This is a genomic window from Microbacterium sp. NRRL B-14842, assembly GCF_050470785.1.
Window position 1 is genome coordinate 13,244 of the sequence record NZ_JBFLUM010000048.1, and the last position, 20,915, is coordinate 34,158.

Genomic DNA, 20,915 nt, shown 5'->3' on the forward strand with positions numbered 1-20,915 from the left:
GCGGACCTTAGTCGGTGTCTCCGACATCGACGCGCTCGTACTCCGAGACCCGCTCGCCAGAGTCGGCCGCGATCTCGGATGACATGATCTCAGCGCTCATCCCGTCCAGGCCTTGGTCGATGAACTGCTCGTACAGCTCGGCCTCGAGCGGTCCCCGGCGGCTCATGCGCTGGCCTGCAGATGCCGTTGCACGTACTCGTCGAGTGCTGCCCGGACGACGTCGGAGTCGCTCTTCATCCCCAGTTGGGCGCGCAGCTGGTCGACCTCGCGCTTGCGGGTCGGGGTGACGCGGGTGCGGATCGTCGGGGAGGAGCCGGCGCCTGCTGCCGTCCCTCCCACGCGGGGCCGTCCACCGACCGCTCGCGCGACGGCCTGCGTGCTTCCGAGGGCGTCGAGGAGCATCTGCTGCCCGATGGCTGCGGCGTCGGCGCCGTGGGCGCTCTCCCCCGGCGTCGACGTGCCGGTGGGCTGTTCCTCGAGCGCGGCGAGGGTGGCGTAGCGCTCCTGGTCCTTCTTGCTGAGGGTCATCCGTTCTCCTCCTCCATCTGTCGGCGGTAGTAGGCGCCCAGCGGCATGACGTGGTAGACGACGAAGTTGCCGCCGGGCTTGAGTTCAATGAGCACTTCGATCAGCCGATCGGTCTGCGCGTGTTGCGGGCCGACGAAGACGCGACGCTGGTTGCGGGAGTCGCCCTCGTTGATCTTGACCTTGGTGCTCGTGTAGATCGCGTTCTGCATGGCGTAGAGCGCATCGGCGTGGGGAATGTCGTGCTTGTCAGCTGACTTCGGCCACTCGATCCCCATACAGGTATTGTGCCACAAAACTTAGACCCAGGAAAGGTCATCTGTGGAGAGATGGCCCGCGCGATCGGGCCGGAGGCGTAGCGTCGCGGAATGGTCGACGACGGATTGGCGATCGGCGTTCAGCCGCACTGCTGCGGCGTAGTGATGCGCGATCGCCCCGGCGTGCTGGTGTGCGTGGTGTGCGGCCGCGAGGACGTGTTGCGAATGGTGCCCGCTCCCCCGGTCTTCGTCGGCGCGAGCATCCATGGAGGGTGACCCCTACCTCGAGCTCGTCGTGACCTCGATGAGACGGGGTTCGATCGCTGCCGGCGCCGGAGTGATCGGGTGCTCGCTGAACTCTGCCGGCTCGGCTTCACGCCAGATGATCCGTCGCTCGTTGCACCAGGCGCAGTGCCCTGCCCAGTGGTACGGATCGGCGTTGTGCAGCCTGGTGCGCAGCGGCGCCGCGTAGGGGCTCTGGATGCCGGCGCGCCATCGGATGTGCGGGTGGAGCTCGCCCGCGGCGAGGTACAGGCGTCGGCCGATGCCGAGACCCGCGTACAGCTCCCATCGGTTGCCGTCGTCGTGCGGGTTGTTGGGGTTGATCGACGGGATGTCGTAGGGCTTGGAGAACACGTCGCCGAAGCCGTCGACAGGATCGACGGCGAAGCGGCCGCGCAGCCCGCTCGCGGCGTGCTGCAGCACGACCATCGGGCCCCCTTCGGGTGTCGTGGTGTGCAGCAGGTAGATCGTGGGGTCGTCGGCCACGAGCCTGACCCGGTCGACGTTCTCGCGCGCGATCTGCTCCGCGGCCGCGGCGGTGAGTAACGGGTGGAGCAACTCGTCATCGCCGGCCTGCAGAACCGCCTCGGCCGCGGCCTCCTCAGCGAGGTCGGGAAGATGCTCGAGCAGTCGCGGATGCCACTCGTTGGAGTGTCGGGAGGTTCGGGCCCAGGCGTTCGCGATCTCGGTGCGCAGCAGCTCGCGCGCCCACAGCTGTGCAACCTCCTCGAGGCCATCGCTCTGCTCGAGCTCGCGGAGCTGGCCGATCGCTCGTCGACGCGACCACCAGCCCGCGGCCGCGACCTCGCGCCGCGCGCGCCGGCGATCCAGCACGCGCCGTAGGTACTCCCCTTCGGGGCTGTAGTACTCGCCTGACATTCACTCGTCCTGGGGAGGTCAACGGGGCAAGGGAGCCGCGGCGACTGAGGATTCATCCAAGATCTCGAAGTCGTCGGCTCCCGCAGTTCGCAGGTCGCGCAGGAGGGCTCCGGTTATGCCGAACTTCCAATGCTGTTCCGCCGGCATGATGGAGAAGCAATCATCACCGGGGCGCCCGAACACCACCAGTCCGTGATACCGCGGCAGGACGATGCCAGGCGGGTTCTCGATCTCCACCGGGAACGTCGAGTACCCCGTGGCGCGCGATTCTTCGAGGACGGCCACGAATCGGTCACTGGCGATCTTCGTGGGGCCAGTCGTCCAGAGGAGGTCGCCGAACTTCCGACCCTTGTTCTGGCGAGCGAACCGGGGTTCCACCGGAAGCTCGTCAAGCCGTCCCCATTGGAGCGCGCGAAACATCTCCGATCTATCGACGGAGCTCAGGCGGGGCGAGGACTTGACGTTGACCCAGGCGTAGCCCCGGCGTGAAGGGGCCTGAATGAGGACCGAGTTCAGCATGTGTAGACGTACAAGCCGACGAGTGACTTCATGTAGGCCAATATCTCGTCTTGGGACGGGCTCGCTGTGGTCGCGAAGAACTGCTCCCATTTCGCGTTGTAGTTCGCTGCTTGGCTCGAGTGGTTGGTGGGAACCCCTGCCTTCGAGCACCACCAGAGCCCGTATCGCGGATCGTCGATCGCGAGGCCTGCTTGCTCGAACGTGGCGCGATACATCTGCGGCAGCTGATGGTGGGCCTGATAGTCGGGATCGTTCTGCTTGGTGAGGGTGACTAGGTTCTCGCGGAAGTTGGCTGCGGTGAACGGCTTGCCGACCCAGATCGGAACCATCTTCATTTGGTCCGGCATCCCGGCCTGGGTCATCTTGACCCAGAAGTAGCCGTCCTGCGAGAGCGGAATTGGCCCGGTCGGTTTGGTGCAGGCGGTGGGGACGGCGACCGTAGCTGCTACCCGAGTTAGCTGGCTTCCTCCCGCAGGGCGCGATGGATCCGGCGGGATGACGATGGTCTGCGCTGAGCTTTCCGCCACTGGCCGACCCGGGGAGTTGCACACTATGCCGAAGGTGATGGTGACGGTGGCTGCGCTGGCGTTCGAGTTGTTACCCAGGCCCGCGCTGACGGGTGCGATCAGCCCTGGGTAGACGACCGGCGGAGCGACGAAGAAATGGCCATTGTTCAGAGAGAACGAGCCTGCAGCTTGCGCCGGTGTTGCAACGAGGAGAGAGCTGACGGTTATGAGTGCCGCGGCCACCGCAGACAGTGTGAGGCGCCAGGTGCGGGTCCGTGTTTTCACAAGCTGCCCTTTCGGGTTCATGAGTGTGGGCTTGAGGCGGCCTCTGCGGTCGCGGTGCATCTGTCCAGACAGATCACGAGGGAACGATCGCGGCGATCGCGACGACCGCGCCGGCAGCGAGCAGATATGGCCCGAAGGGGAGGTCGTGGGTGTCGCGTCCGCGGCTCTTGAGGATCGCCGCGGTGATCGCGTGCGGGAACGCGAGGACGTACGCGAGCGCGATCGCCACGAACGGGAGGTACCAGGTGTGCCAGCCGGTGAGCAGTCCGACGCTGAGGGCGAGCTTGACGTCCCCGAATCCGACCTGCCCGGCCAGTCCGATCGCGGCCAGCAGAATGGCGAGCCCGATCGCGCCGCTGATCGCGGCGATCGCTTCGGTGCCGGCGCCGGCGGTGAGAGCGAGGGCTAGGACGGCGCCGGTGAGGATCGCGGCGAGGGTGAGGGTGAGCGTGTCAGGCAGGCGACGCTCCTGCAGGTCTGTGCGCGTCAGGAACGCTCCGTAGGCGGCGTAGACGGCGATCATGGCCCAACCGCCCACCGTGAGACGCAGATCGGGGCTCAGAGGCGCTGTGAGGGCCGCTGAGAGCGCGAAGCCCCCCAGAGCTGCGAGCGGGTACCGCAACGCCGGGTATCGTCGCGCACGCACGCTCTGGGGAGCCTCGCGGGTCGTGGTCATGATCAGCTGGCCATCGCGTGCCGCTGGCGCAGCTGCGTGATGAGCTTCTGCGTCTCGGGTTCGGGCTCGTAGTCCTCGTCGACGGCGGCAAGGCTCTGCTCGAGCTGGGTGATCAGCCGCTCGACGCCGGCGTGGTCGCCGGCCTGGTGCTCGGCGCGCAGCCCGTCGCGCCAGAAGACCTCGTTGACGGGGTCGACCATCCGGCCGATCGCGGAGGCGAGGCGTGCGTGGCGGACCTTGCCGGTGGACAGGCTGCGGGTGGCTACCTCATGGGCGACGTCGCCGATGGTCGCGATCATCTCGTTGCGCAGCCGGTCGGCGAACACGTAGCGCTTGTCGGGGACGCCGCTGATGGGCTGTCCCTTGACGAGCTCGAGCGCAGCGAGCAGCCGGTCGGTGGGGGTGTCGGAGATCTCGTCACCGATGAGACCGAGGAAGTCCTGCCAGTCGGAGCGGACGTCCTCGTGCAGCCGGTACTCCCCCGTCGTCACGAGCGGCACATAGAGCTCGCCGTCATCGTTCTGTCCGAGCCAGCGGCGGGTCTTGGAGGTCAGCCCGTTGCGGTCGTCGTTTGCCTTCTTGCCCGAGGCGATCTGGCCGGGCCAGAACACGGCGTGTACCTGCTCGGCGGTGGCGTTCGGGTTCACCGACAAGAACGCGACCAGCTCGGTCCCCTTGCGGATTGCTGATCGCCACTGCGCGGCGGTGTTCGGGTTCACCGGCGCCTCTCCGCGCGCGCCGCGAACCTCGACGGGTCCGAGCAGCTGCAGGTACGGCCCACGGTGCAGCGGTGTGATCGCCGCGAGCGGCTCGTCGTGCTCGGCCGCGGCCTCCTCGTCGACCAGGTTGACCGTGACGGTCTCCGCCGGCTCCTCGTCGACGGCGGAGGGTGCTGCCTCGTCCGCCTCGGAGATCTCCGCCTCCGTCTCGTCGGCGATGGGCTCGGAGATTTCGACGTCGGGCTCGTCGACGAGCGGGAGCTGCTCGGCTTCGACCTCGTCGGCTTCGACTGCGGCGGCGGGGATCTCGTCGAGCTCGAGTTCGTCGTCGAGCGCGACGCCGGTAGCGGCGCCCTCTGTGGCGACGTCAAACAGCGCGAGGATCTCGTTGTACTCGCGCGCGCCGACCAGCTGCGGGGTGATCGGGATGGCGACGCCGGTGCCGGGGATCTCGAGCTGGGCTCGGCGGTCCTCGGTGAGTGCCAGGTTCCAGCTGCCTGTCAGGTGGCCGGCGCTGACAGCTGCGATGCCCACACGCGGGATCCGGGTGACCAGCTCGCTGATGGCTTCACGGGTGGCTTCGTCCGGGTTGTCGCCGAGGATGATGATCTCCGGCGCCCAGGCCTCCGCATCCGCTCCGGTAGTGCGTGCCTGCTCGAGCCCGTCGACGCCGAGCTCATCGAGAGCAGCCTCGACCGCCGCGGCCTGTCCGTGCAGGTTGCGCAGCAGAGTGTCGGTGTCCTCGACGTGACGCACGCGGCCGCTGCCGAGCGCGAGCGGGAGGCGATCGCCGACGCCGACGAGGGTGACCTGGACGTCCTCAGACCAGGTGTTCGCGGCGAGCTCGATCGCGATGGCGGTGAGCACGCCCTGGCGCAGCTCTCCGGTGGCGCCGGTGACGTTGAGCGCACCGATCCGCTCGAGGTCGACGAAGATGTGCCCGTTGTTGTCGTCGTGGCCGAGCATGACCAGCGCCGGGTACGGCGCGGACGGGACCGTGTCGAGAGGCTCGAGGTCGGTCAGCGCGACCATCCAGGCGAGCTTGTCTTCGGGGTCGTATTGGGTGAACGGTGCCGGAAGGTCGGTCGGCTCGTCGAGGTAGACGGCGACCGAGCTCTCATCGAGGCGGAGGGCGTACAGCGCGGGGAGCCGGCTGCCGGTTTCCTGCGCCCACACGGCCAGGTGGCGCAGGGCTGTGTCGACCGCCTCGGCACCCAGCGGGTTCTCCACGGCGCGCAGCTCGAGCTCCACGGAGGACACGGTCTCGTCGGGCATCGCGATCCGCTGGCGGGGCTTGCGGTCGCGGCGCTGCTTGAGACGCCGCCACCCGAGGAGGGTGAGGAGGCCGGCGGCGAGTGTGGCGCCGATGCCTCCGATGGTGGCGACCTGGAAGTAGTCCTCGATGCCGCTCGTGTCGTCCTCGTCGACGTCGACGGCCGCGGCCGGAGCTGCAGCCTCGTCGGCGGGCGCCTCGTCGGCGGGCGCCTGGGTGGCATCCGTGGTGAACCCCAGACCGCTCGTGGCCTCGTCCTCGGCCGCGGCATCCGCACCCGACGCGCCAGCGCCTTCGTCAGCGCCGCCGCCAGCACCCGCGGCACCCGCACCCTCGTCGACGTCGACGTCGACGGCGCCGGCAGCGCCCTCGTCCGTGTCGATCGAGCCAGTGCTGCCGGTGGTGCCCGCCGCGTCGTCGGTCGGAGCGATGGGGACGACGGTGGCCACGGGGATGTTGACCTGCTGGCCGGGGTAGATCCAGTTCGGGTCGGTGATGGTGCCGCCGCCAGGCTGAGCGATGTCCTTCGAGGCCTCGAAGATCTCGGGGTAGCGGGCACCGTCGCCGAGTTCCTCGGCCGCGATGTCCCACAGGGTGTCGCCGGAGACGATGTCACGCTGCTCGTAGGTGATCTCGGTGACCGTCTCCGCTTCGGCACTGGCAGGCGCGGCCGCGGCATCCGCTGCGGCCGGCACGACGGCGTCTGCCGGCAGGGTGAGCACCCATCCCTCCTGCAGCCATCCCGACGCGGTCAGCGCTCCCCCATCGGCCTGCTGCACGCCGAGGTTGAGCGCGGAGATCTCCGCAGCGCGGCTGCGGTCGCCCAGCGTGTTCTCCGCGATCCGGGCGAGTGTGTCCGTACCCGTCACCACGTACTGCGGGCCTGCCTCGACGACAGGGGCCTCCTCAGCCGCAGCCTCGGTGGTCGCGACCGAGACGACGGAGGCGCTCATGGACACCGAAGGCTGCGTGGGTACCTCTGACGCGAACGCGGCCGCAGGCGAGAACAGCGCGATGACTGCGGCGAGCAGACCGCCCATGACCTTCTGCTGGACGCCGAGGCCGGGGATCCGAGGCCGCGGCACACCGCGCAGCTGCGCGGGCAGCTCGGCGAGGAAGCCGACAGCGAAGGTCGCCCACGCGATCCACGCGACGATCGGCATGATCGTCCCGATCAGGAAGGATCCGGTGTAGTCGCGCATCGTGAACCCGGCCACGAGCTCGTCCCACGACGGCAGCGGGTTGCCGGCGAAGAACACGAGCCCGGCGGGGATACCGACCAGGAGCACGGCGAGCAGTATCAGCGACCCGAGGCCCTTTCCGATGCGGTTCATGATGCCTCCTTGGGGGTCAGGGGACGATGACGGTCTGCAGCTCGTTGACCTCGAGGTCGACTGCGCTGTTGGTGGTCAGGTTGACGGTGCCGCCAGGGCCGGCGAGAGAGGTCCACGTCACGGTCCAGTTCGTCGTGGCCGTGACCGTGAAGCGATCGCCGGGGTTCCGGCTCGATGTCGACGTGTACTGGTAACCGCAGGTCGGCGACGTCGTCATGCCGTAGCCGACGTTGTACGGAGTGCCAGTGTTGCCGCAGGTCGTCGACGCACCGTCGCCCATTTGCCAGCGAACGGACGTGGCCTGAGCTGTCGCCGTGATCGTCTGCCCACCCAGCGTCGCGGTCTCCGTGTAGGGGCCCCAGGTCAGCGGTTCGGGGTTGTTGACCCAGAGCCAGATCGGAACCCCGACGTAGCCGCGACGGTGACCCCATTCGGGGTTGACCTCGGGAGCCATGCCGATGTCGATGCCGCGCAGGGCGAACGTGGAGATGAGCTGCTGAGCCGCGGCACCCGGAGTGAGCACACGCAGCCCAGGCGGGACCGTCTCGCTCCAGAAGTTGCTCTCCGTGCCCAGACCAGGCGATCCACCCGGCGACGGGTTGAACATGATGCAGCCGTAGTAGCCGGCCTCCTGCGAGTAGCCCGGCGGGCGGGCCGGCCATACGCCGTCCTTCATGAAGACGTAGCACTGCCGGGTGTTCGACCAGTACGAGGTCGAGCCACCGCAGTCGATGATCGCGTAGAAGCGCTGGTAGGTGCCGCCATCGAAAACGCGGATCTGATCATCCGTCCAGCCCAGCTGCAGAAGGCCAGACTGCGAGTTCTCGTAGTAGCAGGTCGGTGCGCCAGGGGTCCACCCGTTGCTGTCCGGGTTCGGCGCCGGATCCGAAGGCATCGAGATCGTGAGGTAGCACCTGTTGTCCGCATCGCAGTAGACGCCGTTGGCGCCCTGCGCGGGCAGGGCGGCGACGAGAGAGGCCGCGATGAGGGCGATAACGGCGGCGAGCGCTGCGATTCCTCGTCTCAGCATGTGGTCCCCAAGTCGATTCGATCGTTGACGAGCCAGGTCTTGGTCTCGGCGTCGTAGATGACGTGGAACTCAACTTCGTTGCGCGGGGTCGGGTTCTGCATTGCAGGCTTGCCATCAGCTGTCGTGGTGATGCGCCCGGAGGCATCCTGGCAACCGGGGACGATGACGAGGCCATTGGCGATGCCCTCGTATTCCTGGCCGTAGGCCGTGGTCGGCTCGAACTCGATGCGACCTTCAACGGTGGCCTGGCCTTCGATGCTCTCTCCGTCCTCGTTCAGGATCGGCCCGTTGGCGGTCCGTGAAGCGTCTTCCTGAACCCGGCTCAGCATGCGGCCGGTGGCGACGATGTCGAAGAGCTCGGGGCTGTTTCCACCTGTGGCGTCGACCTGCTCCCACACATCGAGGAGGAGCGTGATCGTCTGCTGTGCCTTGGTGATCGCCTCATCCTCGTCGGCGGGTGCTTCGCCGGTGATAGGCGCGACAGTCGGCGTGGGGGTCGGGGTGTTGGTGGGGCTGCCGGTGGGGGTCGGGTTGCCGGTGCCCGTGCATGCGGTCAGCGTCAGTGCGGCGGCGATGATGCCGGCGACGGCGAGGCGCTTGATGCTCATGGTGGGGGCTCCTATTGGGTGATCAGCTCTGCGGTGGCTGTGGCTTGGACGGGGAACGGCACGGGGAGGAAGGTGGCCGAGTAGTCGGTGTCTACGGTGACGGTGATGCGGTCGCCGCTGACGGCGACGCTTCCGCCGACGCCGGCGGCGGCGAGGTAGCCGTTGGCGGCGCTGACGGCTCGGCTGCTGTCGATCGCGGTGGTGCCGTCGCTGATCGCTTGGCCGCTGACGGCGTTCGCTGCGGCGCGGGCGGCGCTGGCGGCGGTGGTGTAGGCCTGCTGGTTGGCTTGCACCTTGCCGGCGCCGTCGACGACGAGTCCGACGATCGCGAGGAACGCGACGGTCATGATGACGAAGTAGATCGTCGCGACGCCCTTGTCGTCGCGGAACTTGGCTCGGAGCCTCTGGACCATGGTGTTCATCGCCGCTCCCTGTAGGCGTCGACGGGAGAGGCGGCGGTGCCTGTGAGGACGCGGGTGCCGGGCAGGCCGATCATGGCGGCGTCGCTGAGTGCGACGGTGCAGGAGACGGTCGCGCTGACTCGGCCGGTGGTGCCGATCGGGGCGCTCAGGCCGGAGGCGTCGATGTTGACGGAGAGTGTGGTGCAGTTGACGCCGGACTGTTCCATCGAGATCCGCGCCATGTCTTCGGCTGCTTCCTGCGCCTGGGCCGTGGTGCGCGCGAGCGATGCTTCGCGGGCCGCGGCCGACGCTGCGGACTCGACGGCGTTGCCGGCCAGCGCGAGACGTCCGGAAGCTGCGAGCAGCACGAGCACCGCGGCGAGCGCCGGGGCGAGGATGGCGATCTCGAGGCCGGCGGAGCCGCGTTCGTCGCGGAGCTTGGCGATGAGGGTTCGGATGGCGCGCATGGTCAGTTCACCCACCTTTCGGTGGGGCCGGTCACGGTGACGTCGATGTTGGTGGTCAGTCCGGGGACGAAGGAGGGGGCGGTGCCGGTGACGGTTACGGTCACGGTGTTGGCGCCGCGGTCGACCGCGACGGATGCGCCGCTGATCGGTGAGCCGGACTGGTTGAGGACTGCGAGGCCGGCGGTGGAGCCGTCTGTGCCGCTGGCGTTGTAGGCGCGGGCGGCGTTGTAGGCGCTGGTGGCGGCGGCGTGGGCGAGGTTGTTGGCGTGGAGGATGATGCCCAGGTGCAGGAAGACCGCGAGGACGAGCAGCAGCACCGGGGCGATGATCGTGTTCTGCAGCGTGGCCGCACCCCGATCACCGGCGAGCGCTTCTCTGAGGCGCTGCCGGTGACCGGTGTTGGAGGTGCGGACCATCTGCGGGTGGCTCTTTCAGCCGGTGGGGATCTGGCCGGCGTAGGCGTTGATCGCGGTGACGATGATCGCCACGACGGCCACGGCGGCGAGCGCGATGCCGGCGGTCCAGATGACCTGCTCGAGGGTGATGGAGCCACGTTCGGGCTCTTCGGTGAAGCGAGCTGCCCGCCCGCGCATGCGGGACAGGAACTCTCGGCTCAGGGTCGACATAGGATCCTGGTTCCTTTCTCTCTCTGGGTGGGTGGTGCTTGGTCTATTAGGTATAGGCCTCGGTTTGGGGCCTTCGCGGACAATCGACTTCCAACGTCTCAGAAGAATGCGTTGAGCACGAAGGGAGTTCCGAGCAGAAGCATGAAGAGGACGCCGGTGAGGGTCATCGGGATGGTCATCTTGTTGGTCGCTTTGTTCGCCTCCGTCACTTCATCATTCAGAAGTCGGTCCCGGAGGTTCTGCCCCCGTGCCCTGAGTGTCTCATATACCGACGCTCCTTGCTCCCCCGAGAGCCTGATCACCTTGGCGATTTCACCCAGGTCGGGGACGTTGATCTCGAGGGAGAGCTGCTCGAGCGCGTCCCAGGGTGCGGTGCCGGCGTAGCGGGCTTCGGTGAGGGTTTGGCGGATTCGGACGAATGCCCAGTTGCGTCCGACCTGGGCGGCGGACTCGAGGGCTTTGCCGGGAGGGGCGCCGCTGATGCGTTCGGATCCGACGAGCTCCATGTAGACGGCGACCGAGCGGGAGAACTCCTTGCGGGCGGCTTCGGCCTGGTCGCGGACGAGCAGGTTGGGCAGGTACCAGCCGCCGATGGCGAGGGGGATGCCGAACAGCGCGGGGATGTAGAACGCGGTCAGGCCGAGGACTTGGAAGATCAGTCCGATCGCGATGGGGGCGATGAGGCCGAGGCCGGCGGAGAGCACCTTCTGGTACAGGAACCGGTTAACGCTCATGCCGATCAGGCGCAGATCGCGGGTGGGGATCTTGAGAGAGGGGCTGTCGCCGACGCGACGGAGGACGGCTGAGCCCACCCGGTTCTCGAGGGTGGCGGCGTAGGCGGGGTCGGCGGCGACGGTGGTGGTGCCGATCCGATCGAGCGCTGCGGAGAGGCTGGGCTGGGTGGGCACCAGTGCGGCGATGACCAGCGCGAAGCCGAGCCCCAGGACGAGGCCAGGGAGGACGATCAGTGCGAGGTTCACTTCTCACCAGCTTTCTCGGTGGCAACGAGCAGACGGGGTGCCGGCACGCCGCGGCTGATGCGTCGCATCCACAGCAATACGAGGGCGTAGCTGACGAGATATGCGGCGAACAGGAGTTGACCGATCGGGGTGCCGTAGGGGGCGGAGTACTGCTGGGCGAGGACCAGGAGTACGAGCAGCGCGACGGTGAAGTAGACGACGAACCGTGCCTCGTTGCGCGGGGTGGCGCGGTCGGCTTCGATCTGGCGGCGCATCTTGACCCGCTCGAAGATGCTCTTGGCGAGATCCTCGAGCGAGGCGGCGAGGCCGGATCCGCGGAGCTCGGCCTTGCGGAGAAGGTGCATCACGAGCACGTCCGCGGTCTCATCGTTGAGGTCGTCGGCAAACGCCTGCAGCGCCGCGGTGGTGGTCCACCGGGCGTTGATGCGCGCGACGAGCTGCGTGACCTGCGGGCGGATCGCTTCGGGGCAGCTGCTCAGCGATGCGGCGATGGTGCGTTCGAGGCCGGCGCCGGAGACGGTGAGGCCGGCGAGGCTGCGGGTCCAGGACTCGAGGGCGTCGAGCTTGGCGATCGTGTTCTCCTCGGGGCCCTTCTGCAGCAGCCATGGCAGGCCGACAGCGGCGACGGGCACGGCGATCACGAGCAGCCACCATCCGGTGATCAGCGCGAACACCAGACCGACCGCGGCGCCGCCGACGAGCTGGATCTGCTGCGTGCGGGTGAAGTCGCGTGTCGCCTTCCCGCGAAGCGCGCTGCGCGTGGGAAGTCCGCTGGTGCTGGGCTTGTGGGCGGCGCCGAGGATGACCAGGATCGCGCCGGCGACCGCGACGATGATGCACAGGGCGAGGGTTGCGGTAGTCATCTCACACTCCCAGGTTCGCGGGGTCGAAGCCGTAGAACTTGAGCTCCTCGAGGAGCCGCGGCGATGGCATGTCAGCGGTGATGAGGCTGCCGCTGGATCGGTCGAAGCGGAACACCTGAGAGGCCACGGGGCGGGAGTTGTTCTGCTCCTCGCCGGGCAGGATCTCGGCGATCTCGGTGACGACGCGGCGGGGCTTGCCGGTCGCGGGGTCGATGATCTTCGAGATCTGCACCACGATCTTGATGTTCTGCTCGATCATCCGGTAGGCGTACACGGGGGTCGTGTTGTTGCCGCGGGACAGCATCAGCGCCGACATGCGGTCGATCGAGTCGTCTGCGCTGGCGGCGTGCAGGGTGGACAGCGACCCGACACCGGACTGCATGGCCTGCATCATGGCGTAGATCTCAGGGCCACGGACCTCGCCGACGATGAAGCGCTGGGTGTCCAGTCGGAGGGTGTCGTAGACCAGGTCTTCGGGGGTGATCTCACCGGGCAGCCGACCATCGGCGCCACGCTCCCCCTCCCCCGGCTTCGCCTCGAGTGAGACCACTCGCGGGTGGCGGTCGTTGATCTTGTGAAGGTAGAGCTCACGCTCCATCTCGATCGTGACGATCTTCTCTTCGGCCGGGATGCAGTCGGCGAGTGCGCGCAGCAGTGTGGTCTTGCCTGCGCCGGGGAAGCCGCTGGTGACGACGGAGACCCCGGCGATGACGGCCGCGCGGAGGAAGGCTGCCGCCTGGCGGGTGATGGTGCCGCGCTCCACGAGCTGGTCGAGGGTGACGTCGACGAGGCGGTGGATACGGATGACGATCGTCGGTCGGGTGGCGACGGGTTCGGCGATCGCTGCCAGACGCGCCCCGCCGGGCAGGTCCATGTGCAGTCGCGGCCGGGCGCTCGTGAACGATCGGCCGCCCTCCCCCGAGCGGGCGGCGAGCAGGTTGATCTCTCGCTCGAGCTCACGGTCGTTCTCGGCGATCGGGTACTGGTACTTGACCACGCGGCCGTCCGCGTAGGAGATCCAGACGTCGTCGAACCCGTTGATGTGGATGTTCTCAACGTCGGGCTCGTCGACGAGCGGCTGCAGCCGACCCAGGCGGAACAGCTGGTCGAAGACGGCCTGCCGGATGGCGGTCTGCATCGGGGCCGGCCAGCGCCCCTCGCCGGGGCGGCGGGTCTGGTCGTCGACGCGAGCTCGGACCCGGTCAACGATGTGGTCCTGCGCTGTCTGTTCGCGCTGCTCGGCGGTGATGTCCATGGACTCGCTGAACACTGCGGCGAGCTCACGGGAGACCTCGTCGCGAATGGCGGCGATGTCGGCCCAGGGCAGATCGCTGCGGGCGTCGAGGGTGGTTGGCGGGGTGACCTCGGGTGCCGGCCGCTCGGGGATGGTGGGCGGTGCCGGCACGATCGGAGCTGCGGGTGCCGTGGGGACTGCCTCGGCCGGGGCGTTCCGCTGTGCCGCGCGGGTCAGGTGCGCGGCGGCGTGGCCCAGGTTGCGCAGGCCCGTGTCGGCCGGTGCGGTCGTCGGCGCCTGCGGGGTGGCCGGTGCCGGCGCGGTGAAGAACGGGATGTTTCCCAGGTCTGCGGGGTCGGGCGTGGGGTCGCTCACTGCTGTCCCTCCCAGTCGGTGGTCGTGTAAGTGCGGGTGTTGAGGACATCGCTGTAGCTGAGCAGCAGCGCGCCGATGGCCCGCGCGTAGGGGGTGCGCTGGGCGCCGAGGGTGGGTGCGCCGACCGAGTAGATGGCGGCGCCCTTCGGATCCCAGGGGATGGTGCCCAGCAGGTTCATGCCGATCTGCTTGGTGACGGTCTTGAGAGGCCAGGTCTCCTGCGTGGTGGGGCGTTCGGTGACGAGGAGATCGACGTAGCTGGCGTGCCCGATCTCGTTGAGCGTGTTCAGCAGCCACTCGGGGACGGTGTTGCGGTTCTCGTCGAGGGAGCGCCAGTGTGCGAGCACGGCTGCCACGGAGGGCAGCGTGCGATCGGTGAACAGGGTGATGCTGTCCGCCTCGCGCAGCAGCGGGAGTCGAGGGTCGTTGACGTGGAGGCGCCCGCCGTCGACGAGGATGTCGTACCCGGCGGACTCGTAGGGGCGCAGCGCGTCGAGCAGTGCCCGCCAGAAGTGGGGGCCCGCGCCGGCGGCGCCCTGCAGACTCTTGAAGCCGGGGATGAGCACTGAGCGGGGGCTGAGCTCGACGGTCTGTTCCCAGAGCTTGTCAGGGGTCAGAGCGCCGTACTGGTCGGCGACGGCCGCTTCGGTCAGTCCGGTGCTGTGGTAGACCTGCCCGCGGATGAGTCCGGGGATGATGCTGCTGGTCTTGGTGGTGTCGGCCTCGACGAGGATCACGGGCTTGGACCAGTTGAGGGCCAGGGCGCCGGCGGCGGTGGTCACGCCGGGAGCGCCGGACGCGCTGGCAAGGAAGATGATCGCCATGCGGGGTCACTCCCCCGTCGAGTCGATGACCAGCGCGACGCGGCCGGTGGCGGCACGAGCGGCGATGTCGGGTGCTTCACGGTTCGGCACGACCAGGTCGACAACCCACACCTGGGTCTCAGTGTCGTAGGTGGCGGTGAACACCGTGGCGTTGAAGCTCTTGGGGGTCTCGACGGGCGGGTCGCCCTGAGTGACGGGGGTCTCGACGACACGGACCTTGTCGCCTGCTGCGAGCTGGTAGCCGGGCATCTGTGCCTGGGTGAGCGTGACGCCCACGATCGAGGAGCCGGCCGGCACCGCGAGGGTGTCGCCGGTGTTGGCCGACGTGATGAGGGTGCCGGCGGGCAGGTCGACCAGCGCGGTGGTTCCGACGAGGTCGGCGGCATCCGCGGCGGAGACCGCGTCGACCTGCTGCCCGCCGGCGAGCTGGATGGTCGTGAGGTCGTCCGTGGTGATCGTCTCCCCGCGCGAGACGTCGACGCTGGTCGCCATGACGCTGACGGTGCGGGTGAGGTTCGTGGTGACCCACCACACGCCGATTCCGCCGAGGAGGACAAGCGCGATGCCGAGGGCGATGATCGCGGGGCGCCGGCGAGACTTCGTCGGCTGCAGGACTGCAGGAGTGAGTCCTTGCTTCTGCTCGCCCGGCTCGGTGGTCTCTTTCGTGCGCTTGCTCTTGCGGTCAGTGGTGGTGGTCATTGGAGGTCAATCCTTCATCGTGGGGCGGATGTGGGGTAGGTGTCTAAGCAGTTCGGTGAGTGTCTCATATACCGCTGTAGCGACAGCTGGTCTTCTGCTGTAGCTGGACACCGCACCGTCTAGTCGAGAGGCGGAAGGAATGCCTCGTAGGCGGTGATGATGACGAAGTTCCGGGAGGGAGCATCGAGTTCAGCGGTGACGCGATCGAGGATCGCGCGGTACGACGGGGCAACGCGCACGGTGTGCTTGACGCGGGGCCCCGCGTCGGAGACGGGGGCGGGACGCTTCTGCCTGTTGAACAGATCCGTCCAGTCCTCGTCAGTCTCTTCTCCGCCGGCGGTGGCTTGGCGGATCAGTTCAGGAAGACGCTTATAGGTAGCCGAGACGGCGTCCAGGAGGACCGTCTGGTGGCTCTTGCGCGTCTTGGCCATGTACGCCTGCAGGCGGTCGTTCAGTGGGACCGGAAGGTGGACGGGGACGCCCTTGGTCGCGGTCTCCCGCTCCTCCCTCTCTCCCCCGTCTTCGTCCTCCGTGCGGGTCGTGCGAGTCGGCTGCTTGCGCGGCGCCTGCTTCTTCGCAGGAGCGGCCGCGGGTTCGACCGCCGCTGCAGGGGCGGGCTCCGGGGGCGGAGCCTGGTCGACGGGGGGCTCCACGGGTTCTGCGGGAGCCGGCGTCGGCGCGGTGCGGCGGGTGAGTTTTCCGAGATCCTGACGAGCCATGTCAGGCCTCCTTCATCTGGTTGGCCCACAGCGACGTGAGCTCCAACGCGACACTGGTGTAGTCGGAGATCGCTGCTTGGTTCTTGCGGGAATCGGTGTACTGCGTGACGACCTTGCCGTCGAAGGGAGCGTCCTCGACGCTCGCGGACAGACGAATGTGACGCTGGAAACGCGGGAGTCCGATCTGCCCCTCGATGAACTCGACGGTGTCGAGCTGCTCTTCCCAGTCCTCGAGTCGCCGACCGCCGCGGCGGGTGTCGATCTTGTTCAGCAGGAGTCGGTAGGGCACCCCGGTCGGGATGATGTGCTCGACCAAGGTGTCCGCGACCGATTCGATCGCCATGGTGGCGGCTTCCAGCGGCAGGACGATGAAGTCGGCGACCTGCAGGACTGCGGTGAGGACGCCGGTGTTCTCATGGCTGCCAGGCGTGTCGACGAGGACGATGTCGTAGCCGTCGAGGTCACGCAATCCCATGATGTTGTTGGGATCGACGTCGGCTGCGAAGTCGAACGGAAGGTCATCCCCCGCTCGCTCGGCCCAGCGTGCTGCGGACTGCTGCGGGTCGACGTCGACCACGAGCACATTGTTGGCGCGGGACAGCGCGGCCGCGAGGTTCATGACGGTGGTGGTCTTGCCCACCCCGCCCTTCTGGTTGCAGACGCCGATGATTCTCACGATCGGCCTCCACGGACGAGGGTGTTGACAGCGGTCGCGCCAGTCGAGCGCGCGATGTGCGGATGTGTGGCGCGGGTATGGGGCAACTGTGGCGGGTTCATGGGCGTCAGTATAGCGTCACATTCACGCCTATATGCAACAACAATCGCGCGTGTCGTGCGCGGCGCATGCGCTAGAGGTTGCGATGCAACCGCGCTAGCGCCGTGCACTAGACGCGCTGTATTGGAGCAATGACGGCGCATGCAGTGCGCGTGTACTTGCGCTCTATCTGCGACATGTAACGCGCCAAAGTCGCGACGTACAGGCACAAGCAATGCGCAATCAAAGAGCAGTACAGGCGACCGACTCGCGCTAGTAGTGCGCATGTTAGAGCGCAACATCATGCGCGGGTAGGGCGATGAGCTAGCGCGAGTATTGCGAGTGTTATTGCGGATGACTAGCGCGGGTGTGGCGCGGGGGTTGCTCAGCGTATCGCGCGAGTGATGCGGTGATCTGGCGGGGGAGTGGCGGGAGGCTATCGCGACGTTGCTGCGTGGGTACAGCGCAGAGCATCGCGGCGGGGTAGCGCGTGTGTGGCGCCGCGCTGGCGATGGTGGAGTGCGCGTGTCGCGAGGGCTGGTAGGGGAGTCGTGGCGGGGCATCCAAACGATGGATGCGGGCGTAAGCGGGCCTGTGCGGCCTGCTGAGGCGATTTCGGCCATGAGGAGGGCTCCGAGTGAGGCGGAGGGGAAGACAGGGCCCCTGGGGGCCATCCAGAGGCCCTGTCTGTCTGGGGGGGCGGAGCGGTTAGTGTGCTCCGGCCTGTGGGGCGCGCTCGACTCGTCGACTGCGCTTGCCCCTGGATGGCGGGTTGGCTCAGCTGCGGCGCGGGGCGTAGGAGACCTTGGCCTCCATGTCGCCACTGACGGCCTGCATGAGCTTGGTGCGGATTCGGCACACTCGGCGGTTGAGCGTCTCCCGGCTGACGCCGAGCTCGGCCGCTGCTTCCTCACGCGCCACACCGGGGTCACCCTCTGCGAGCTCGATGCGTGCAAGCAGCTGGACCTCGTCGCGGCGGAGGGTGCCGGAGTCGATCGCCCAGGTGAGGATCGTCACCAGATCCCGGAAGACGTCGTCGCTCTCGTCGGGGCCTGCGATCTTCTCGAGCAGCTCGTCCTCGATCGGCATCGCGTCGACGCTGTGCTCGCTGCCGAACCAGACTCCGAGGTTCTTGATCGTCTCGAGACGGATGTTTCCGGAGACGGAGTGGACGCGCTCGAGCGGGTAGGTGTGAATGACCTCCCAGAGCACGCCGATCGTCGCAGTGCGGGCGTCGGCGGGGGAGTGCTGCCACAGGCTGCGCATGCTGCTGCAGCTGCTCGGCAGCCGCAGCGCGAGCGGCATGAACGACTTGAGCAGGACGCGGCCGGCGAAGGTATCGCCGGCGTGCTCGAGGGTGAGCAGCTCGAGCAAGAGCGCGTCGCGCTGTTCGGGAGCTTGCGGCTGCCGGATGAGGTTCACGGCCTCATCGCCGGTCAGCTCGCCGAGCGTTCCGAAGTGGTGAGTGGTGTGGGAGTGGAAGCTGTTCCACTCGTCGAACAGCTGGTCGGCAAGAGGTGATGTCTTCGCCCAAGCAGTCATGAGAAATGGCCCTTCGTCGTGACGTCGGTTGACGAAGGGCCACGTTCCTCAGCACCCCTGGTTCAGATCCTGGAAAGTTCCGGGCGGGCAGGAGAGTGCCCGACCGGCGGATGCTGGCTTCGGTGGGTCTGAGTCGCGATCCGATGCTGTAAATGCCCGTTCAGGGGTGGTTTCCATGTCTCGCTGCATGGGCGCAATATCCACGCAAGATTTCTTCGATCCGCGATGTCCGCGAAGGGCCGAAAACCCGGCCTATACAGATATGCCCCCGTTGGTCGGGAGGCATCAGGACTCCGCGGAAGGGACAGAAACGTGAGCGAGAGCAGCACCGCAGACAGCGCCGACGACGCCATGTGGGAAGGATTCAAGCCCGACGCTGCACGCGCGATCCGTGCGCGCCAGGGGTTCGAGGAAGCGGTGGCGAGCACCCTCGACGCACCCTTCGACCCCTCCACGCATGGCCGCGTGGTGAAGGCGGTTGAGGAGCTCTCGGCAGCGGTGCCGGCAGCTCTGCGGGTGGCGCAGCTGCGAGTGGGAGGAGCTGCATAATGGCGCGCCGCGAGAAGACGTCGAAGCCAGCCAAGGAGACGAAGACCGTCCCGGCACAGGGGAGCAGCTGGACCCATGGTCGGCAGCTGGGCGGCAAGGTGCTGTCCGCACTCCTGTTCGCCGCGATCGCGTGTGGGCCCATCGCGCTCTTCGCCGCGGCCGCACGTCCGGCGCCCGTCGTCGCCGCAGCGCCCGAGGCGCAGGCAGCGGGGCTGAGCACGCAGCAGCAGGCTGCCGGCGGTTACGCGGAGGGATTCGTCTCCTCGTGGCTGAGCGCGACGAAGGACGCGCCGGGTGACCTGGCTACCTACGTCGACCTGGCGGCGCTGCGGCAGCTGTCGGTCACGGCCTGGGAGTACCGCGACCTGTCCGTGGTCTCCATCACACCCGTCGACGGCTCGGACTTCGTCAACGTCGTCGTCGCGGCGAACATCAAGGAGCTGTCGGTGACGGACTCCGACGACACCAGCACGACGAGCTGGCCGCGCCGCTACTTCCAGGTGGCGATCGCGGTCAACGGAGACACGGTGCGGGCAGTCGGTCTCCCGGCCCAGATCTCCGCTCCCGTCCAGGGCGAGACAACGTCGCTGGTCTACAAGCAGACCATCGGATCCTCTGACCCGTCTGCGGAGACGGTGTCGGCGTTCCTCGGCGCGTACCTTGCCGGCTCGGGCGACCTGTCCCGATACAGCGCCCCGGACACATCCTTCGTGGCGATCTCGCCCGCCCCCTACGTGATGGTCAACGTCGAGGAGCTGCGGTCGGACCTGACGCCCACGGAGTCCCCGAGCGATGGCGACACCCTCAAGGTGCTCGCGACCGTCTCACTGCTGAGCCCGCTGGACCAGCAAGTGACCTCGACGTACACGCTCACCCTCACCGCGCGTGCCTCCCGCTGGGAGGTCAGCGCCATTGATCTTGCACCGCAAGCGGTCTCCGACAAGGGATCGACAACCCCCACGCCGACACCGTCCGGTAACGGCAACTAAGGAAGGAACACCAACCATGTTCGATTGGATCAACGGGATCACCGCTGATGCGACGACTGCTTTCCGGGCGGTCGTGTTTCTCGCAGCAGCAGTGATCTTCTTCGTCGTCGCCGCCAAGGTGCGGTTCGCCATGGCGACGACCATCATCACCGGCATCGCGTGCGGCCTGGCCATGTTCCTCGCCGCCGGCGGTGGCGAGTGGGTCATGGGCCTCATCCAGACCGAGACCGTCGACGCCATCGGAGTGACGATCCACCAGATCGCAGCTCCGGCGGACGTCCTGGTGCTCAACGAGACCACCACCGCGGCCGGCGACACGGTCTACCGGCTGGTCGCGTAAGGGGCGAACGTGGCCGATCGCGACGAAGAGAGAGAGGTTGCGCGCTTCTACACGCGCAGCCGCCGGTTCCCAAAGTTCATCGGCCGTCTCCACGACGGCACGAAGATCCCTGGGGGCCCCTACACGCTGACGCAGGGCGTCGTCCTGGCGATCGTCCTGGTCGTCGCGCTGATGACGCAGAGCGTGTGGGGGACTGGCTCTCCGATCGTCGACATTCCCGTCGCTGCCTTCGTGTCCTGGGGAGCAGCGTGGGGAGCCGGAAGGATCCCGGCCACACGCCGGAACCTGCTGAGCATCATCACTAGCGGCATGTCCGCGATGACCCGCCCCGCAGCCGGCCGCTACCGCGGAGTGACCATGCGGGTTCGCCCGCCCCACTTCGCAGGCGGCGGAACAACGATCGCCGAGCCGGTCGGAGCCACGCTCGCCCGCCCGGATAGCGAGAACACCGCACCCGCACCGGAAGCGCCCGTCGTGGCGCAGCCGGTCCTGCAGCCGCGCTCGACGCCGCTGCCGGCGCACGCACCCGCACACGCGGTCAGCGGCGTCGAGCGCCTGCTGCAGCAAGCCCGAGGAGGCAACTGACCATGAGCTACTCATCCCTCCTCCCCATCCTCGGCGGCACGCCGATCACGGTCCCCCTCAGCGGCGGTCGCGATC

The 20,915-nt window shown here is 67.9% G+C and carries 27 protein-coding genes; 5 read left to right on the forward strand and 22 right to left on the reverse strand.

Annotated elements, in window-relative coordinates; translation table 11 throughout:
• Positions 1 to 7: 7 nt before the first annotated feature.
• The 3 genes from AB1285_RS21640 to AB1285_RS21650 are packed head-to-tail and all read right to left on the reverse strand — an operon-like array spanning position 8 to position 803.
• Complete coding sequence (locus tag AB1285_RS21640) at positions 8 to 166, reverse strand: hypothetical protein (RefSeq protein WP_157523974.1); 159 nt, start codon at positions 164 to 166, stop codon at positions 8 to 10.
• A complete protein-coding gene (locus tag AB1285_RS21645) occupies positions 163 to 528 on the reverse strand; it encodes a hypothetical protein (RefSeq protein ID WP_062635320.1) in 366 nt (121 codons plus the stop codon). Before AB1285_RS21645 ends, AB1285_RS21640 begins: the two co-directional genes overlap by 4 nt.
• Positions 525 to 803 carry a hypothetical protein gene (locus tag AB1285_RS21650; RefSeq protein ID WP_062635317.1) on the reverse strand — a complete coding sequence of 93 codons (279 nt, stop codon included), beginning with the start codon at positions 801 to 803 and terminating at the stop codon, positions 525 to 527. Before AB1285_RS21650 ends, AB1285_RS21645 begins: the two co-directional genes overlap by 4 nt.
• 90 nt (positions 804 to 893) lie before the next feature.
• Here AB1285_RS21650 and AB1285_RS21655 point away from each other — a divergent pair, with 90 nt between their 5' ends.
• The gene (locus tag AB1285_RS21655; protein WP_157523972.1) at positions 894 to 1,058 is read left to right on the forward strand and encodes a hypothetical protein; all 165 of its coding nucleotides are present in this window, start codon (positions 894 to 896) and stop codon (positions 1,056 to 1,058) included.
• A 3-nt stretch (positions 1,059 to 1,061) separates the two neighbouring features.
• On the opposite strand, the gene AB1285_RS21660 is transcribed toward AB1285_RS21655, so the two are convergent.
• The 19 genes from AB1285_RS21660 to AB1285_RS21750 form a co-directional block, all read right to left on the reverse strand.
• Positions 1,062 to 1,943: a hypothetical protein gene (locus AB1285_RS21660; protein ID WP_062635315.1), complete on the reverse strand. Its 882-nt coding sequence runs from the start codon at positions 1,941 to 1,943 to the stop codon at positions 1,062 to 1,064.
• An 18-nt stretch (positions 1,944 to 1,961) separates the two neighbouring features.
• Positions 1,962 to 2,462, reverse strand: coding sequence for a hypothetical protein (locus tag AB1285_RS21665; RefSeq protein ID WP_062635313.1), 501 nt, complete (start codon positions 2,460 to 2,462; stop codon positions 1,962 to 1,964).
• On the reverse strand, positions 2,456 to 3,211 hold the full coding sequence (locus AB1285_RS21670; protein ID WP_251448573.1) for a hypothetical protein: 756 nt from the start codon (positions 3,209 to 3,211) through the stop codon (positions 2,456 to 2,458). Before AB1285_RS21670 ends, AB1285_RS21665 begins: the two co-directional genes overlap by 7 nt.
• A gap of 115 nt (positions 3,212 to 3,326) precedes the next feature.
• A complete protein-coding gene (locus tag AB1285_RS21675) occupies positions 3,327 to 3,929 on the reverse strand; it encodes a prepilin peptidase (RefSeq protein WP_062635310.1) in 603 nt (200 codons plus the stop codon).
• A gap of 2 nt (positions 3,930 to 3,931) precedes the next feature.
• Positions 3,932 to 7,255: a LysM peptidoglycan-binding domain-containing protein gene (locus AB1285_RS21680; RefSeq protein ID WP_251448570.1), complete on the reverse strand. Its 3,324-nt coding sequence runs from the start codon at positions 7,253 to 7,255 to the stop codon at positions 3,932 to 3,934.
• A 16-nt stretch (positions 7,256 to 7,271) separates the two neighbouring features.
• Positions 7,272 to 8,285 carry a hypothetical protein gene (locus AB1285_RS21685; RefSeq protein ID WP_062635306.1) on the reverse strand — a complete coding sequence of 338 codons (1,014 nt, stop codon included), beginning with the start codon at positions 8,283 to 8,285 and terminating at the stop codon, positions 7,272 to 7,274.
• Entirely contained in the window at positions 8,279 to 8,893 is a 615-nt protein-coding gene (locus tag AB1285_RS21690; RefSeq protein WP_062635304.1) for a hypothetical protein, read from the reverse strand. Before AB1285_RS21690 ends, AB1285_RS21685 begins: the two co-directional genes overlap by 7 nt.
• A gap of 11 nt (positions 8,894 to 8,904) precedes the next feature.
• Entirely contained in the window at positions 8,905 to 9,315 is a 411-nt protein-coding gene (locus AB1285_RS21695; RefSeq protein ID WP_062635302.1) for a pilus assembly protein TadG-related protein, read from the reverse strand.
• Entirely contained in the window at positions 9,312 to 9,761 is a 450-nt protein-coding gene (locus tag AB1285_RS21700) for a hypothetical protein (RefSeq protein WP_062635300.1), read from the reverse strand. Before AB1285_RS21700 ends, AB1285_RS21695 begins: the two co-directional genes overlap by 4 nt.
• Before the next feature lie 2 nt (positions 9,762 to 9,763).
• Positions 9,764 to 10,177: a TadE/TadG family type IV pilus assembly protein gene (locus AB1285_RS21705; RefSeq protein WP_062635298.1), complete on the reverse strand. Its 414-nt coding sequence runs from the start codon at positions 10,175 to 10,177 to the stop codon at positions 9,764 to 9,766.
• A 15-nt stretch (positions 10,178 to 10,192) separates the two neighbouring features.
• A complete protein-coding gene (locus AB1285_RS21710) occupies positions 10,193 to 10,387 on the reverse strand; it encodes a hypothetical protein (protein ID WP_005052697.1) in 195 nt (64 codons plus the stop codon).
• Between the two features lie 98 nt (positions 10,388 to 10,485).
• Entirely contained in the window at positions 10,486 to 11,367 is an 882-nt protein-coding gene (locus AB1285_RS21715; RefSeq protein WP_062635296.1) for a type II secretion system F family protein, read from the reverse strand.
• Entirely contained in the window at positions 11,364 to 12,230 is an 867-nt protein-coding gene (locus AB1285_RS21720) for a type II secretion system F family protein (protein WP_062635294.1), read from the reverse strand. The genes AB1285_RS21715 and AB1285_RS21720 overlap by 4 nt, the downstream gene beginning before the upstream one ends.
• A gap of 1 nt (position 12,231) precedes the next feature.
• Entirely contained in the window at positions 12,232 to 13,839 is a 1,608-nt protein-coding gene (locus AB1285_RS21725; protein ID WP_062635291.1) for a CpaF family protein, read from the reverse strand.
• The gene (locus tag AB1285_RS21730; protein WP_062635289.1) at positions 13,836 to 14,663 is read right to left on the reverse strand and encodes a hypothetical protein; all 828 of its coding nucleotides are present in this window, start codon (positions 14,661 to 14,663) and stop codon (positions 13,836 to 13,838) included. The genes AB1285_RS21725 and AB1285_RS21730 overlap by 4 nt, the downstream gene beginning before the upstream one ends.
• 6 nt (positions 14,664 to 14,669) lie before the next feature.
• Positions 14,670 to 15,362, reverse strand: coding sequence for an SAF domain-containing protein (locus AB1285_RS21735; protein ID WP_062635282.1), 693 nt, complete (start codon positions 15,360 to 15,362; stop codon positions 14,670 to 14,672).
• 119 nt (positions 15,363 to 15,481) lie between these two features.
• Positions 15,482 to 16,081, reverse strand: coding sequence for a hypothetical protein (locus tag AB1285_RS21740; protein WP_062635279.1), 600 nt, complete (start codon positions 16,079 to 16,081; stop codon positions 15,482 to 15,484).
• A gap of 1 nt (position 16,082) precedes the next feature.
• On the reverse strand, positions 16,083 to 16,757 hold the full coding sequence (locus tag AB1285_RS21745; protein WP_062635277.1) for a ParA family protein: 675 nt from the start codon (positions 16,755 to 16,757) through the stop codon (positions 16,083 to 16,085).
• Between the two features lie 855 nt (positions 16,758 to 17,612).
• Positions 17,613 to 18,377 carry a hypothetical protein gene (locus AB1285_RS21750; RefSeq protein WP_251448520.1) on the reverse strand — a complete coding sequence of 255 codons (765 nt, stop codon included), beginning with the start codon at positions 18,375 to 18,377 and terminating at the stop codon, positions 17,613 to 17,615.
• A 312-nt stretch (positions 18,378 to 18,689) separates the two neighbouring features.
• On the opposite strand from AB1285_RS21750, the gene AB1285_RS21755 reads away from it, so the two are divergent.
• Genes AB1285_RS21755 through AB1285_RS21770 form a run of 4 tightly spaced genes read left to right on the forward strand, consistent with a single transcriptional unit; the run spans position 18,690 to position 20,840 of the window.
• Entirely contained in the window at positions 18,690 to 18,926 is a 237-nt protein-coding gene (locus AB1285_RS21755) for a hypothetical protein (RefSeq protein ID WP_005052720.1), read from the forward strand.
• Complete coding sequence (locus AB1285_RS21760; protein WP_062635273.1) at positions 18,926 to 19,915, forward strand: conjugal transfer protein; 990 nt, start codon at positions 18,926 to 18,928, stop codon at positions 19,913 to 19,915. Before AB1285_RS21755 ends, AB1285_RS21760 begins: the two co-directional genes overlap by 1 nt.
• A gap of 16 nt (positions 19,916 to 19,931) precedes the next feature.
• Positions 19,932 to 20,255, forward strand: coding sequence for a hypothetical protein (locus AB1285_RS21765; protein WP_062635271.1), 324 nt, complete (start codon positions 19,932 to 19,934; stop codon positions 20,253 to 20,255).
• Between the two features lie 9 nt (positions 20,256 to 20,264).
• Complete coding sequence (locus tag AB1285_RS21770; RefSeq protein ID WP_062635269.1) at positions 20,265 to 20,840, forward strand: hypothetical protein; 576 nt, start codon at positions 20,265 to 20,267, stop codon at positions 20,838 to 20,840.
• Positions 20,841 to 20,915: the final 75 nt, after the last annotated feature.